This is a genomic window from Pseudomonas sp. LBUM1655, assembly GCF_059716085.1.
The window spans coordinates 2197866-2212920 of record NZ_CP166801.1; the positions used below are offsets into that span (position 1 = coordinate 2197866).

A 15055-nucleotide genomic window follows, 5' to 3' on the forward strand; every position below is an offset into this window, starting at 1 on the left:
CGTGGCTGTCCAGCAATCATCGCCACACACATGAATTTAGCTGAAGGGCATACGCGGGGCTGCGAACCAGAGCGTTCGGGCCGCCGGTACTGGAGAAAGAAAGCATGAGCAACTGGTTAGTAGACAAACTGATCCCTTCGATCATGCGTTCGGAGGTCAAGAAGAGCTCGGTGCCTGAAGGTCTGTGGCACAAATGCCCGTCCTGCGAGGCTGTGCTGTATCGTCCGGAGCTGGAAAAGACCCTGGACGTTTGCCCCAAGTGCAACCACCACATGCGCATCGGCGCACGTGCGCGTATCGACATCTTCCTCGATGCCGAAGGTCGCAACGAACTGGGTGCCGATCTGGAGCCGGTTGACCGTCTGAAATTCCGCGACGGCAAGAAGTACAAGGATCGCCTGACCGCTGCGCAGAAGCAGACTGGCGAAAAAGACGCACTGATCTCCGTAAGTGGCACCCTGCTGGGCATGCCGGTGGTGGTTTCGGCGTTTGAATTCAGCTTCATGGGCGGCTCCATGGGCGCCATCGTTGGTGAGCGTTTCGTACGCGCTGCCAACTACGCACTGGAAAATCGTTGCCCGATGATTTGCTTCGCCGCCTCCGGTGGTGCGCGTATGCAGGAAGCCCTGATCTCGCTGATGCAGATGGCCAAGACTTCGGCCGTGCTGGCGCGTCTGCGTGAAGAAGGCATTCCGTTCATCTCCGTACTGACCGATCCGGTCTACGGCGGCGTTTCCGCCAGTCTGGCGATGCTCGGCGACGTGATCGTCGGCGAACCTAAGGCTCTGATCGGTTTCGCCGGTCCGCGTGTCATCGAGCAGACCGTACGTGAAAAACTTCCGGAAGGCTTCCAGCGCAGTGAATTCCTGCTGGAGCACGGTGCGATCGACATGATCATCCACCGTCAGGAACTTCGCCCACGTCTGGGTAACCTGCTGGCACAAATGACTGGCAAGCCGACGCCAAAATTCGTCGCGGCGCCAATCGAGCCGATCGTGGTTCCGCCCGTGCCTGCTGGCCTATGACCGAGCGCACCCTTGGCGAGTGGCTCGCCTACCTTGAGCAGTTGCATCCGTCGGCCATCGACATGGGCCTGGAGCGTTCGCAACAGGTAGCGTCCCGCATGGGGCTGGGCCAGCCGGCGCCTCGGGTGATTACGGTCACCGGCACCAACGGCAAGGGGTCGACCTGCGCATTCGTGGCTTCGTTGCTACGGGCGCAGGGCCTGAGCGTTGGTGTCTACAATTCTCCGCACCTGCTGCGTTACAACGAGCGGGTGCAGCTCAATGGTGTCGAAGCCACTGACGCACAGCTGTGCGAAGCCTTTGCAGCGGTCGAGGCCGGGCGCGGCGAAACTTCCCTGACTTACTTCGAAATGGGCACCCTGGCGGCGTTCTGGCTGTTTCAACAGGCCGGGCTCGATGCGGTGGTGCTGGAAGTCGGTCTGGGCGGGCGTCTGGACACGGTCAACGTGGTAGACGCCGATATCGCGCTGGTCACCAGCATTGGCGTCGATCACGCCGATTATCTGGGCGACACCCGTGAGTCGGTGGCCTTCGAGAAGGCCGGTATCTTCCGCCAGGGCAAGCCTGCCTTGTGTGGCGACCTGAATCCTCCGCAACCGTTGCTCGATAAAGCGCGCGAACTGGCATGCCCGTTCTTTCTGCGTGGACGCGACTTTGACCTTGGCATCACTGACCAGAACTGGCAGTGGCGCGGCACCGATGCGCAGGGCCAGGTTGTCGAATTGCACGACTTGCCATTGCTCGATCTGCCGATGGAAAACGCCGCGCTGGCGTTGCAGGCTTATCTGCTGCTCGGTTTGCCATGGAGTGCCCGGCAAATTGTGGCCGCCTTGCAGGCGACTCGCGTGGTCGGTCGGCTGGATCGTCGTTCGTTCCAATGGAACGGCAAGCGCCTGAATCTGTTACTGGATGTGGGTCATAACCCGCACGCGGCCGAGTATTTAGCCCGTTGTCTGGCCTCGCGACCTCCGGTCGGCAAGCGTCTGGCGGTGTTCGGCTTGCTGGCGGACAAGGATCTGGATGGTGTTGTCAGCGAATTGAATGCTAGTGTCCAGCACTGGGCCGTGGCGCCGCTGGATTCGCCGCGCGCGCGTCCGGTAGCAGAATTGCATGCGACCTTGCAGAACCTTGGCGCATCGGTCACGTCTTACGACAGTGTTGCCGCCGCTTTGGAAGGGCAGTGCGCAGTCGCAACCCGCGACGACGAGATTCTGTTGTTCGGATCATTTTATTGTGTCGCCGAGGCCCTTGAATGGCTGGCCCGGCGCTCCACGGAGGAAGCGGCAAATGGCTTTGCTGGATAAAGCGTACAAGCAGCGCATGGTTGGCGCGCTGGTGCTGGTAGCGCTGGCGGTGATTTTCCTGCCGATGCTGTTTTCCCGTCAGGACGAACAGCGGCAAGTGACTGTCGAGGCCCCGGCTGCTCCGCAAGCCCCTTCTGTGCCGCAGGTGCAATTGGAATCGGTGGCCGTGCCTGAGCCGCAAGCTTTGCCGCAAGAACCTGTGCCAACGGATGAAGAGGTCGCAGAAGACACTGCACCTGCTGCACCGATCGCGCCTGCCCCGGCGCCGACAGCTCCCATAGCAATCGCCAAACCGACTGCGCCGCCTGCGGTGGCCAAGCCGATTCCGGCGCCTGCTCAGCCGATCGCTGCTGCGTCGACCAAGCCTGATGCCGCGCAAAGCCGTGTCGATGCCAATGGTCTGTCGGTGAGCTGGTCGGTTCAACTGGCGAGCCTGTCGAGTCGCGCCAGCGCCGAAAGCTTGCAAAAAAACCTGCGCAGCCAGGGGTATAACGCTTACATCCGCTCTGCCGATGGCAAGAATCGGGTGTTCGTCGGGCCGCTGATCGAGCGTGCCGAGGCCGATCGTCTGCGTGATCTGTTGAGCCGTCAGCAGAACCTCAAGGGCTTTGTCGTGCGCTTCCAGCCCGAGCGTGGCTAAGATCTATCGATTCGATTGAAATGCACTGAAAATCGCAGCTTACCGATAGCCATGCGCTCTGCTAAAATGCGCCGCCTTATCCGTCTGTAGGCTGCACTGTGCCATTTACCTGGGTTGACTGGGCGATCGTTGCAATCATCGCCATCTCCGCTTTGATCAGTTTGAGCCGCGGCTTCGTCAAGGAAGCATTATCGCTGGTGACCTGGATCATCGCAGGAGTCGTCGCCTGGATGTTCGGTGGCTCACTGTCCGAGTACCTCGCCGGATACATCGAAACCCCATCGGCTCGCGTGATCGCGGGCTGTGCCATCATGTTTGTCGCCACACTGATCGTGGGCGCAATGATCAATTATCTTATCGGCGAGTTGGTTCGCGTCACCGGGTTGTCCGGGACCGACCGATTCCTGGGCATGGCCTTCGGCGCTGCGCGTGGCGTGTTGCTGGTGGTCGTGGCAGTCGGGCTATTGAGCCTGGGGCCGGTACAGCAGGACGGGTGGTGGAAAGAATCACAGCTCGTGCCAAAGTTTCTATTGGTCGCCGACTGGTCCAAAAACCTGATTCTCGGGTGGAGCAGTCAGTGGCTTGCCAGCGGAATCAGCGTACCCGCTGATATTCCGTTCAAGGAGCAACTCTTGCCGTCGGCGAAAACGCCACAGTGAGTGTTGTTCAGTTCAGATCCATTAAGTAGGGGTTGCGTCGCATGTGTGGCATCGTCGGTATCGTCGGTAAGTCGAACGTCAATCAGGCGCTGTATGACGCGCTAACCGTGCTCCAGCACCGCGGCCAGGACGCTGCCGGTATCGTGACCAGCCATGATGGCCGGTTGTTCTTGCGCAAGGACAATGGCCTGGTGCGTGACGTGTTTCATCAGCGCCACATGCAGCGTCTGGTCGGCCATATGGGTATCGGCCACGTCCGCTACCCGACAGCGGGCAGCTCGACTTCGGCCGAAGCCCAGCCGTTTTACGTCAACTCGCCTTACGGCATCACTCTGGCGCATAACGGTAACCTGACCAACGTTGAGCAGTTGGCCAAAGAAATCTACGAATCCGATCTGCGTCACGTCAACACCAGTTCCGACTCGGAAGTGCTGCTCAACGTGTTCGCTCACGAGCTGGCCCAGCGCGGCAAGCTGCAACCGACCGAAGAAGACGTGTTTGCCGCGGTGACCGATGTGCACAACCGTTGCGTCGGCGGTTACGCGGTAGTAGCGATGATCACCGGTTACGGCATCGTCGGTTTCCGCGACCCACACGGCATCCGCCCGATCGTGTTCGGCCAGCGTCATACCGACGAAGGCGTCGAGTACATGATCGCCTCGGAAAGCGTTTCGCTGGACGTGCTCGGTTTCACCCTGATTCGCGACCTGGCGCCGGGCGAAGCGGTCTACATCACTGAAGACGGCAAGCTGCACACCCGTCAGTGCGCGACCAACCCGTCCCTGACCCCGTGCATCTTCGAACACGTCTATCTGGCGCGTCCGGACTCGATCATCGACGGTGTGTCGGTGTACAAGGCTCGTCTGCGCATGGGTGAGAAGCTTGCCGAGAAGATCCTTCGCGAGCGTCCTGAGCACGACATCGACGTGGTCATCCCGATTCCGGACACCAGCCGCACCGCAGCGCTGGAGCTGGCCAATCATCTGGGCGTGAAATTCCGCGAAGGTTTCGTCAAGAACCGTTACATCGGCCGTACCTTCATCATGCCGGGCCAGGCTGCCCGCAAGAAATCGGTACGCCAGAAGCTCAACGCCATCGAACTGGAATTCCGCGGCAAGAACGTGATGCTGGTGGATGACTCCATCGTGCGCGGCACCACGTGCAAGCAGATCATTCAGATGGCCCGCGAAGCCGGCGCGAAAAACGTCTACTTCTGCTCGGCTGCTCCGGCAGTGCGCTTCCCGAACGTCTACGGCATCGACATGCCGAGCGCTCACGAGCTGATCGCCCATAACCGTTCGACTCAGGACGTGGCTGATCTGATCGGCGCAGACTGGCTGATCTATCAGGACTTGCCTGACTTGATCGAAGCGGTCGGTGGCGGCAAGATCAAGATCGAGAACTTCGATTGCGCGGTGTTCGACGGCAAGTACGTCACCGGCGACGTCGACGAGGCTTATCTGGACAAGATCGAACAGGCACGCAACGATGCCTCGAAGGTCAAGACCCAGGCGGTCAGTGCGATCATCGATCTGTACAACAACTGAGTTTCTACCGGCCCTGAGGGGCCGGTTTTGTATCTGGCAAAAGACTTTTATTTATTTAGAACAGGGCGAGGAGTGACAGCATGAGTCAGGAATGGGATGCCGGTCGGCTGGACAGCGATCTCGAAGGCGTAGCGTTCGATACCCTGGCCGTACGTGCCGGTCAGCACCGTACGCCGGAAGGCGAGCACGGTGATCCGATGTTCTTCACCTCCAGCTATGTGTTCCGCACCGCTGCTGACGCGGCCGCGCGGTTTGCCGGGGAAGTGCCGGGCAACGTTTACTCGCGTTACACCAATCCGACCGTGCGCGCGTTCGAAGAGCGCATTGCCGCGCTGGAAAGTGCCGAGCAGGCAGTTGCGACTGCGACCGGTATGGCCGCGATCATGGCTGTGGTCATGAGCCTGTGCAGTGCCGGCGATCACGTGCTGGTATCGCGCAGCGTTTTCGGTTCGACCATCAGTCTGTTCGAGAAGTACTTCAAGCGTTTCGGCGTGGAAGTCGATTACGTACCGTTGGCCGAGCTGTCGGCCTGGGATGCGGCGATCAAGTCCAACACAAAATTGCTCTTTGTCGAGTCGCCGTCCAATCCGCTGGCTGAGCTGGTGGACATCGCTGCGCTGGCGCAAATCGCTCACGCCAAAGGCGCAATGCTGGTGGTCGACAACTGCTTCTGCACGCCTGCGTTGCAGCAGCCGCTGAAGCTCGGCGCCGATATCGTCGTGCATTCTGCGACCAAGTTCATCGACGGCCAGGGCCGTTGCATGGGCGGCGTGGTTGCCGGTCGCGGCGAGCAGATGAAAGAGGTTGTCGGCTTCCTGCGTACCGCCGGGCCGACCCTGAGTCCGTTCAACGCGTGGATCTTCCTCAAAGGTCTGGAAACCCTGAACCTGCGGATGAAGGCCCACTGTGCCAATGCCCAGCAACTGGCCGAATGGCTGGAGCAGCAGGATGGCATCGAGAAAGTCCATTACGCCGGTCTCAAGAGTCATCCGCAGCATGAGCTGGCGCAGCGTCAGCAGAAGGGCTTCGGTGCAGTGGTGAGTTTTGAGGTCAAGGGCGGCAAAGAGGGCGCGTGGCGCTTTATCGATGCGACGCGGTTGATTTCGATCACCGCCAACCTCGGCGACAGCAAAACAACCATCACCCACCCGAGCACCACGTCCCACGGTCGTCTGGCGCCGCAGGAGCGTGAAGCGGCGGGCATTCGTGACAGTCTGATTCGCGTTGCGGTCGGTCTGGAAGACGTGGCTGATCTGCAAGCCGATCTGGCGCGCGGTCTGGCGGCGTTGTGATCGAGTTGTCCACTCCGAAAGCCGCCACCCATGGCCGCGTTGCGCTGGTCACGGGGGCTGCGCGCGGCATCGGTCTTGGTATCGCGGCATGGCTGATCAGTGAAGGCTGGCAAGTGGTGCTGACTGACCTGGATCGTGCGCGTGGTTCGAAAGTGGCGAAAGTGCTGGGCGAAAACGCCTGGTTCATTGCCATGGACGTTGCCGATGAAAGTCAGGTGGCTCTCGGTGTGGCCGAAGTGCTGGGGCAGTTTGGCCGTCTCGATGCGCTGGTGTGCAACGCGGCGGTGGCCGATCCGCACAACATCACCCTGGAAAGCCTTGATCTGGCTTACTGGAACCGGGTGTTGGCGGTGAATCTCAGTGGGCCGATGCTGTTGGCCAAGCACTGCGCGCCGTATCTGCGTGCGCATAACGGCTCGATCGTCAATCTGGCATCGACGCGTGCCGGGCAGTCTGAGCCGGATACTGAGGCCTATGCAGCGAGCAAGGGTGGATTGCTGGCACTGACGCATGCGCTGGCCATCAGCCTTGGGCCGGAGATTCGCGTCAATGCGGTCAGCCCGGGCTGGATCGATGCGCGGGATCCGTCTGCGCGTCGGGCTGAGCCTCTGGCTGATGCCGATCATGCCCAGCATCCGGCGGGCAGGGTAGGGACGGTCGAGGATGTGGCGGCGATGGTTGCCTGGCTGCTGTCGCGCAATGCCGGGTTTGTTACCGGGCAGGAATTTGTGGTCGATGGCGGTATGACCAAGAAGATGATCTATACGGAATGACTCTATTTCGTCTTTTTTAGAAAAACTTCAATCCTGCTATTGACTTAGGTTCGCTACCTGCGTAAATTTCGCGGCCTCGGAGATGCAAACGGGTGATTAGCTCAGCTGGGAGAGCGTCTGCCTTACAAGCAGAATGTCGGCGGTTCGATCCCGTCATCACCCACCACTTCCGAGTAACTTGCTAAAGCAAGAGCGTAGGCTGAAAGTGCCTGCACCGACGCGCAGCGGTAGTTCAGTCGGTTAGAATACCGGCCTGTCACGCCGGGGGTCGCGGGTTCGAGTCCCGTCCGCTGCGCCATATTTAACGAATCAGACATGTCTGGTTCGCGATTGCAAAGCACCGAAGCTTTCAGTCAAAACGAGTTACTTGAGCGCAAGCTCAAAGCGATACGCAGCGGTAGTTCAGTCGGTTAGAATACCGGCCTGTCACGCCGGGGGTCGCGGGTTCGAGTCCCGTCCGCTGCGCCATATCTGCTTCAAGGACCCACTGAACGCCTTGAAGCACCGAAGTCAGCATTGCTGAGTCGGATCCGATAGCAAAGACCCTGGTCGAAAGACCGGGGTTTTTTGTGTCTGAAATTTGACCCTCCACTCTCTCTCTTCCTGTTCCCCCCATCCACTGTCCAATACAGATCCCGCATAGGCACGCCTGGTTATCCCTACGGACCTGCTGCGATGCCACGTCGCATTGATTTTTTGATTCTTTAGTCAAATTTTTGTAACTGGTTGTTTGCCGCGGCCGAAGAAACCTTTAAAGTTAACCTTTCGGTCAGCTTTGCACTGTCAACACAGCTCTTTGCTTCGCCAGAAAGAGCTTCTGCAAGACTCGAGATTCCCAGTAGATAACCAGAAGGGCGGACACATAACCGCCCAGAGGATGATCCATGTCCAACCGTGAAATATCCCGGCGCTCGTTCCTCCAGGGCGGGCTGGTGGCGGGTGTGAGCGTCACGCTCACGCCGCTCAGCAGTCAGGCGCTGGCTGCCTTGATGGAAAACAGCGTGACCGTGCCGTCCGAGAAGTGGCTCGGCAACAACGGCAAGGCGCGCCAGCGTAACGATGCCTTGTCTAAAGTCTGCGGCAGCAAAGTGTTTGCCCGAGACATCCGCTCCAAGGACATGCCGGGCTGGCCTGAGCAACAAGGCCACGCCATGCTGCTGAAAACCATCAAGGCCGACCGTATCTACGAGGGTTACGATCTGTCGTGGCTCGGCGCCGACTTGCAGCCTGATCGCATCGTCACCGCTGCCGACTTGGTCAAGGACGGCATCGTGTTTCCGGAAGAGCACGCGCCGGACCCTTTGCTGCCGGAAGGCAAGGTGCCGATGTTCATCGGTCACCCGGTGGCGATCCTGATCTGGAACGACTTCGAGCGTTTCCGTCAGGCGAAGAACAAACTCAAATTCAATGACAAGGCGATTCGTTACGGTGCTCAAGTGCCGTTCTACGAAGGCGATCCCTACGGCAGCTTCCGCTACGTGCGCGTCGGCGGCCCAACCTCTGCCGATGAAGACGAGTTCGCCAGCCTCAAGGACTCGATCCTGTTCCCGATGCTGAAAAACCGTCGCCCGGTGTGGAATTCACAGCCGAACCTGCACGGTAACCTGACCGAGCGGGGCCTGTTCTACGCCGAGCGCATGAAGAAAGAGATCGACACACCACCGGACAACTGGCTGGTGTTCGACGAACGCTACAAGACCCCGTCGATCGAGCCTGCCGCCATGGAGCCGGATAACGGCAACGGTTGGTACGATCCGAAAACCAAGACTTTGCACTTCGTCGTGGCCACCCAGTGTCCACTGGAAACTGCGACCGAGACTGCGAAAATGATCGGGCCGTCGCGATTCGGGCTGACCAATCTGAACATGCACCCCGGTTACACCGTGGGTTACGGTTCCAAAGACCACAACATCTTCGTCTACTACGCAGCCCTCGCTGCGCTGTATGGCGCCGGTGTGCCGGTGCGCTTGGCCAACGACCGTTACGAGCAGTTCCAGAGCGGCATCAAGCGTCACCCGTTCGACATCCGCTACCAGTTGGCCGTGGACAAGAATGACTACAGCTTCAAGATCTTCCGCGCCGAAATGAGCGTCGACGGTGGCGGTCGCATCAACTACAGCCCATCGGTAGCTGCGGTTGGCGCTACGGCGGCGCAGTCGATCTACTACATGCCGCAGAACGACTTGCAAGTCACCGCTTACCACTCCCGTGCTGTTGAGGCGGGTTCGATGCGCGGTTACGGTACGCTGCAGAGCATGGCCTCGACCGAAATGATGGTCGACGAAATCGCCAATCGCCTCGGTGTCGACGCCATCGATCTGCGTCGCAAGAACGCCCTGCGTTCCGGCATGAAAAACACTCAGGGTGCGATCCCGGCCGGTGCGCTGCGCCTGCACGAAATTCTCGACAAGGCCTCGGTGCACGAAGTCTGGAAAAACCGCGACGCGATCAAGAAGCAGCGCGAAGCGGCCGATCCGGATAACTGGTACGGCGTTGGTTTCGCCATTTGCCAGAAAGACTTCGGCACCGGTTCCGAAGCGCCGATGGCCAGCATCGAATTCACCGCTGACGGTCGCATCACCTTGCGCCACATCGGCATCGAAATCGGCACCGGCATGTCTACTTCGCAAGCCCTGGTAGTCGCCGATTTCCTTGGCAGTCCCGCCCACGAAGTAAAGACGGGCGAAACCGAATGGAAGGAAATGCAGCTGATCACCAGCGGCAACCCATACATCATGAGCCAGGCCGAGCAGGACAATCTGCTGCGCAATCCGCGTTGGGTTGGCAAGTTGGCCTCGGCGTCGTCGGCGACCAACTCGGCTTACTACTTCAGCCACGCCACCCGCGAAGCGGCGCGTGTGTTGTTCAACCACGGCTTGTGGCCAGCGGCGCTGGAGATCTGGCGTCAGGGCCCTTATGGCGGTCAGGCCAACCCTTATGTTGTGCGTCGCGAAGATGCGCATTGGGTTGACGGCAAACTCACCGCCAACGGCATGCAGCCGCTGAGCTTCGAGGAGCTGGCAAAGCGTGCTCACGAGCGCGGTCTGGTCACTGGCGCCACGGTGCATGGTTTCAACCGTTGGAGCTGGGCCGAGGCCGAATACAGCATCGACGGTGTGAAAGAGCGTCTGCCGCTCGACGGTCTTGCGGTCAAGTACGGCGACGGCGCACCGAAAGCCAAGCAGGCGCTGATGAGCACTGCCGGTTTCCACCTGCTGGATCGCCAGAACATCAACTATCCGGTAACGCAACTGAACAACGCGGCGGTGACTTACTACAGCCCTGTGGCCACGTTGGTCGAGTTGAAGGTCAACAAAGGCTCGGCAGAAGTCGAAGTGCTCAACCACCATTCGTGGGTCGAATGTGGTCGTGTGCTGGTCGAAGAACTGGTCAAGGGTCAGCTCGAAGGCGGCATCGCCATGGGTATCGGTCACGCGCTGATGGAAGAAATGCCGCTGTACGAAGGTGGGCCAGGGGAGGGTGACTGGAACTTCAACCGTTACCGTCTGCCGATGGCGCGCCACGTCGCGGTGTGGAAGCAGACGGCGGAAATTCTGCCGCCGCTGTCGCCAAGCGACCCGTCCAAAGGCATTGCCGAAGTGGTGATGATCCCGGTGGTCGGTGCCATCGGTAACGCCGTGGCACACGCCATCGGTAAACGTGTTCGCGATCTGCCTATCACTGCTGCGCGCATCAAGGAGGCCCTCAATGGCTAACCGTCCGCTTCAACTGACCCTTAATGGTCAATCCGTCGGCCCGGTGGACATCCCTGATGACCTGCCGATGATCGACTACTTGCACGAATACAAAAATCTCACCGGTTCGCGTCTGGGTTGTGGCCAGGGTATTTGCCACGCCTGCGTGGTGATCGTCGACAACCCGGACGGCACCAGCGAAGAAGTGCGCACCTGCATCACTGGCGCGCATTACTTCGAAGGCAAAAAAGTCCGCACCATCGAAGGCCATGCGACCCGCGATGAGCAGGGACAGGTCACTGAGCTGAATCCGATCCAGCAACGCTTCGTCGATGAATTCGCCTTCCAGTGCAGCTACTGCGCGCCGGGCTTCGTCAACGCCGCGACCGTTTTGGTTGAAAAGCTGCAACGCCAGCCGATCGTCAAAAGCAAACTGGAACAAGTCATTGAGGACAGCCTCGGTCACCACGTCTGCCGTTGCACCGGGTACGTGCGTTACTACAACGCCACCCGCAACGTGTTAACCGATCTCGGCCTGGTCAAGGAGGGTTAAGCATGAAGCTTTTAATCACCCGCCTGACCCTGGCGGTCGGGCTGGCTGCGCCGGTATTTTTTGCCCATGCCGATGATCAGGTCAAGCGCGGCGAGTACCTTGCCCGCGCCGCCGACTGCATGGCCTGCCATACCGCGCCAGGTGGCGCGCCGTATGCTGGCGGCCTGCCGATTGTGTCGCCGTTTGGCACGATTTACGGCACCAACATCACTCCGAGCAAAGAGCACGGCATCGGTTTGTATACCGATGACGAGTTCTTCGCTGCGCTGACCGCAGGCAAGCGTCGCGATGGTGCGAACCTGTATCCGGCAATGCCGTATACCTCGTATCACTTGGTGCCGCGTGAAGATTCGGACGCGATTCATGCGTACCTGAAAACCGTCGAGCCAATCGAGCGCGCGGCTCCGGTCACCAGCCTCAGCTTTCCGTTCAACGTGCGTCTGGGCCTGATGGGTTGGAACATGATGTACGGCAAAGACGTGAAACTTGAGTCTGGCGAAGGCAAAAGTGAAGCCTGGAAGCGCGGGCAATACATGGTCGACGTCCTCGGCCACTGCGGCGAGTGCCATACGCCACGCGGCCTGCCGGGCGCGATGCAGATGGACAAACGCATGACTGGCGGCATCCTCAATGGCTATCTGGCGCCGAGCCTGCTGGCCACTGATCTGGCGGCGCGCGGCTGGAATCATCAGGACCTGAGCACGTTTCTCAAGCACGGCATGAGTGCCCAAGGGACGATGTTCAACGAGATGTTCCCGGTGTTCCACAACAGCACCCAGGGGCTGAACGACACCGATCTGGCAGCGATGGCCACCTTCCTGCTTGGCGATAAACCGCCGGCAGCCAAAGCACTGGTCGAAGTGCCAGTGGACAAGCTCAGCCCAAGCGCCCAGCGCGGTCGTCAGGACTATTTGAACGTCTGCGCCGGTTGCCACGCCGCTGGTGGCGAAGGCAAGCCGCACACTGCGGTGGCCATGCGCGGCAACACCACACTGCGACTGGAAGATCCACGCAATCTGTTGCGCGTGATCGAAGACGGTATCGGTGAACAAAAGTTCGCCGGTTTCGAGCACATGCAGCCGATGCCGGGTTTTGCCGATAAGTTGAGCCCTGAACAGCTGACTGATCTGCTGAACTACCTGCGACAAGGCTGGGGCGGTCAGTCCGGTGAACTGGCGGTGACCGAGGTGCAGAAGCTGCAAGCCGAAGCGCCGTCCATTGAGCACAAGGCGCACTGACATGCAGCATCTTGATCTACAAGTGGTGCGACGGGCACTGGAGTGGTCGGTGGCGGGGCGGCGAATCTGGCTCTGCACCGTGCTGACCACTTATGGCTCGGCACCGCGTGCGCCGGGTTCGCTGCTGGCAGTGAATGATGGCGGACTGTGGATCGGGTCGCTGTCCGGCGGTTGCGTCGAGGAGGATTTTCTCGAGCGCGTCGCCGAAGGTGCGTTTCTCGATTCGGTCAACGTGGTGCGCTACGGCGAAGGCGACGATCCGCGTTCGCGGGTCAGCCTGCCCTGTGGCGGCATTCTCGATGTGCTGGTAGAGAAATTTGACGCTGACTGTGATGTGCAGGCGCATTTGCGTGAACTGGAGTCGGCGCTGCTTGGTCAGCGTCGGCTGATTCGTGAGGTCGATCTGGCCAGTGGTGCGCGCAGTCTGTTTGCTGATCGTGAGCAGGGTGCGCGGATCGAGCGTGAGATCGATCGGGTGCGTATCCGTGTCGGCGCGGCGCAGCGCTTGTTGCTCGCCGGGTATTCCAGCGTGGCGCAGGCGTGTGCCGAGTTTGCCGTGGGATTGGGCTTCGAAGTGATTCTCTGTGACCCGCGCGATGAAGTGCTTGAAGGCGTGGTTCTCAATGGTGTGGAGATTCGTCGGCAACTGCCGTCGGTGTTCATTGCCGACGGTGGTTGCCACCGCGACACGGCAGTGGTGGCACTGACCCACGATCCACGTATCGACGATCTGGCGATGATGGAAGCGGTACGCACCGAGGCGTTCTACATTGGTGTCATGGGTTCACAGCAGACATCGCAGAAGCGCTTCGAGCGTTTGCGTCGTATCGGCGGGTTGGGGGAGGGCGAGTTGGCGCGGATTCATGCGCCGATTGGTCTTAACCTCGGCAGCAAGACGCCGGCAGAGATTGCCTTGGCAGTGCTTGCCGATATCTTGCGGATTCGTAGCGGGATTGCTCGCGATCAGCTCTGACAGTGTTTCGCTCTCAATAAAAGGCCGCTTTTCCAGCGGCCTTCTTTTACATTCCAAACTTGTCGCGCAGTCCGTAATACCAAGCGCCTAGCGCTGCAAACGGTGTGCGCAACATTTGTCCACCCGGGAACGGGTAGTGCGGCAGATCAGCGAACGCATCAAAACGCTCGGCCTGACCACGCAATGCCTCGGCCAACACCTTGCCGGCCAGATGCGTATAAGTCACACCATGGCCGCTGCAGCCTTGCGAGTAATAGATGTTGTCACCCAAGCGCCCAACCTGAGGCAAACGCGACAGCGTCAGCAGGAAATTTCCTGTCCAGGCGTAGTCGATCTTCACGTCCTTGAGCTGCGGAAAGGCTTTGAGCATTTTCGGGCGGATGATTGCTTCGATGTTGGCCGGATCCCGTGCGCCATAAACCACGCCGCCGCCGAAGATCAGGCGCTTGTCGCCCGTCAGGCGGTAATAATCGAGCAAGTAGTTGCAGTCCTCGACGCAGTAGTCCTGAGGCAGCAAGGTCTTTGCCAGTTCATCACCCAGCGGCTCCGTGGTAATCACCTGGGTGCCGCACGGCATGGATTTGGCTGCCAGCTCCGGCACCAGATTGCCGAGGTAGGCGTTGCCGGCGACGATGATGAATTTTGCTCTGACCTTGCCTTGCGGTGTATGCACGACCGGGTTTGCGCCGCGCTCGATGCGCACGGCGGGCGATTGTTCATAGACAGTGCCGCCGAGGGATTCAACGGCGGCCGCTTCGCCGAGCGCCAGGTTCAGTGGATGTATGTGGCCACCGCTCATGTCGAGCATCCCGCCGACGTATTGATCGCAGGCGACCACTTCGCGAATACGGCGCTGATCCAGCAACTCTAATTGCGTGTGGCCGAAACGCTCCCACAGGCGTTTCTGCGATTCCAGATGGCCCATTTGTTTTGCTGTCAGTGCGGCAAACACGCCCCCATCCTTCAGATCGCACTGAATGTTGTACTTGGCCACGCGTTCGCGAATGATCCGCCCGCCCTCAAAAGCCATCTGCCCGAGTAGTTGCGCCTGTTTAGGGCCAACGGTACGCTCGATCACGTCGATGTCGCGGCTGTAGCTGTTGACGATCTGGCCACCATTACGGCCCGACGCGCCGAAACCGACCTTGGCCGCTTCCAGTACGGTCACGCGAAAACCGTTCTCCAGCAGGAACAGGGCGGAGGACAGCCCGGTATACCCGGCGCCAATCACGCAGACGTCGGTCTCCACATCATCCTGCAAGGCTGGACGTGGCGGTACGGCATTGGCCGACGCGGCGTAATAAGACTCTGGGTAAAGGGTATTCGCCATCCTGCTGCCTCTGTTTAATATATTTT

At 59.9% G+C, this 15055-nt stretch carries 12 protein-coding genes and 3 tRNA genes; 14 read left to right on the plus strand and 1 reads right to left on the minus strand.

Features of this window, described 5'->3' with window-relative positions; genetic code table 11:
* Positions 1-104: 104 nt before the first annotated feature.
* The 14 genes from accD to ACA074_RS09800 all read left to right on the plus strand — a co-directional run bounded on the left by accD (position 105) and on the right by ACA074_RS09800 (position 13699).
* Positions 105-1025 carry an acetyl-CoA carboxylase, carboxyltransferase subunit beta gene (gene accD / locus ACA074_RS09735; RefSeq protein WP_016984535.1) on the plus strand — a complete coding sequence of 307 codons (921 nt, stop codon included), beginning with the start codon at positions 105-107 and terminating at the stop codon, positions 1023-1025.
* On the plus strand, positions 1022-2329 hold the full coding sequence (gene folC, locus ACA074_RS09740) for a bifunctional tetrahydrofolate synthase/dihydrofolate synthase (protein WP_497659111.1): 1308 nt from the start codon (positions 1022-1024) through the stop codon (positions 2327-2329). Before accD ends, folC begins: the two co-directional genes overlap by 4 nt.
* A complete protein-coding gene (locus tag ACA074_RS09745) occupies positions 2313-2969 on the plus strand; it encodes an SPOR domain-containing protein (RefSeq protein WP_489878732.1) in 657 nt (218 codons plus the stop codon). Before folC ends, ACA074_RS09745 begins: the two co-directional genes overlap by 17 nt.
* 98 nt (positions 2970-3067) lie before the next feature.
* Entirely contained in the window at positions 3068-3628 is a 561-nt protein-coding gene (locus ACA074_RS09750) for a CvpA family protein (protein WP_007913461.1), read from the plus strand.
* A 41-nt stretch (positions 3629-3669) separates the two neighbouring features.
* On the plus strand, positions 3670-5175 hold the full coding sequence (purF, locus tag ACA074_RS09755) for an amidophosphoribosyltransferase (RefSeq protein ID WP_086793216.1): 1506 nt from the start codon (positions 3670-3672) through the stop codon (positions 5173-5175).
* 80 nt (positions 5176-5255) lie between these two features.
* Entirely contained in the window at positions 5256-6467 is a 1212-nt protein-coding gene (locus ACA074_RS09760; RefSeq protein WP_401271558.1) for an O-succinylhomoserine sulfhydrylase, read from the plus strand.
* Positions 6464-7240 carry an SDR family oxidoreductase gene (locus ACA074_RS09765; protein WP_401271556.1) on the plus strand — a complete coding sequence of 259 codons (777 nt, stop codon included), beginning with the start codon at positions 6464-6466 and terminating at the stop codon, positions 7238-7240. The genes ACA074_RS09760 and ACA074_RS09765 overlap by 4 nt, the downstream gene beginning before the upstream one ends.
* A 90-nt stretch (positions 7241-7330) precedes the next feature.
* Positions 7331-7406, plus strand: a tRNA-Val gene (locus ACA074_RS09770).
* A 55-nt stretch (positions 7407-7461) separates the two neighbouring features.
* Positions 7462-7538: transfer RNA gene (locus ACA074_RS09775), tRNA-Asp, on the plus strand.
* A 93-nt stretch (positions 7539-7631) separates the two neighbouring features.
* Positions 7632-7708 (plus strand) — tRNA-Asp (locus ACA074_RS09780).
* 416 nt (positions 7709-8124) lie between these two features.
* Complete coding sequence (locus ACA074_RS09785) at positions 8125-10956, plus strand: xanthine dehydrogenase family protein molybdopterin-binding subunit (RefSeq protein WP_401271554.1); 2832 nt, start codon at positions 8125-8127, stop codon at positions 10954-10956.
* Positions 10949-11488 (plus strand): (2Fe-2S)-binding protein, encoded by a 540-nt coding sequence (locus ACA074_RS09790; protein ID WP_187676946.1) that lies wholly within the window; start codon positions 10949-10951, stop codon positions 11486-11488. The genes ACA074_RS09785 and ACA074_RS09790 overlap by 8 nt, the downstream gene beginning before the upstream one ends.
* A gap of 2 nt (positions 11489-11490) precedes the next feature.
* On the plus strand, positions 11491-12726 hold the full coding sequence (locus ACA074_RS09795) for a c-type cytochrome (RefSeq protein WP_497678871.1): 1236 nt from the start codon (positions 11491-11493) through the stop codon (positions 12724-12726).
* Position 12727: 1 nt separating this feature from the next.
* The gene (locus ACA074_RS09800; RefSeq protein ID WP_497678872.1) at positions 12728-13699 is read left to right on the plus strand and encodes an XdhC family protein; all 972 of its coding nucleotides are present in this window, start codon (positions 12728-12730) and stop codon (positions 13697-13699) included.
* A 46-nt stretch (positions 13700-13745) separates the two neighbouring features.
* Here ACA074_RS09800 and ACA074_RS09805 read toward each other — a convergent pair whose 3' ends face one another.
* Positions 13746-15029 (minus strand): NAD(P)/FAD-dependent oxidoreductase, encoded by a 1284-nt coding sequence (locus ACA074_RS09805; RefSeq protein WP_497678873.1) that lies wholly within the window; start codon positions 15027-15029, stop codon positions 13746-13748.
* Positions 15030-15055 lie beyond the last annotated feature (26 nt).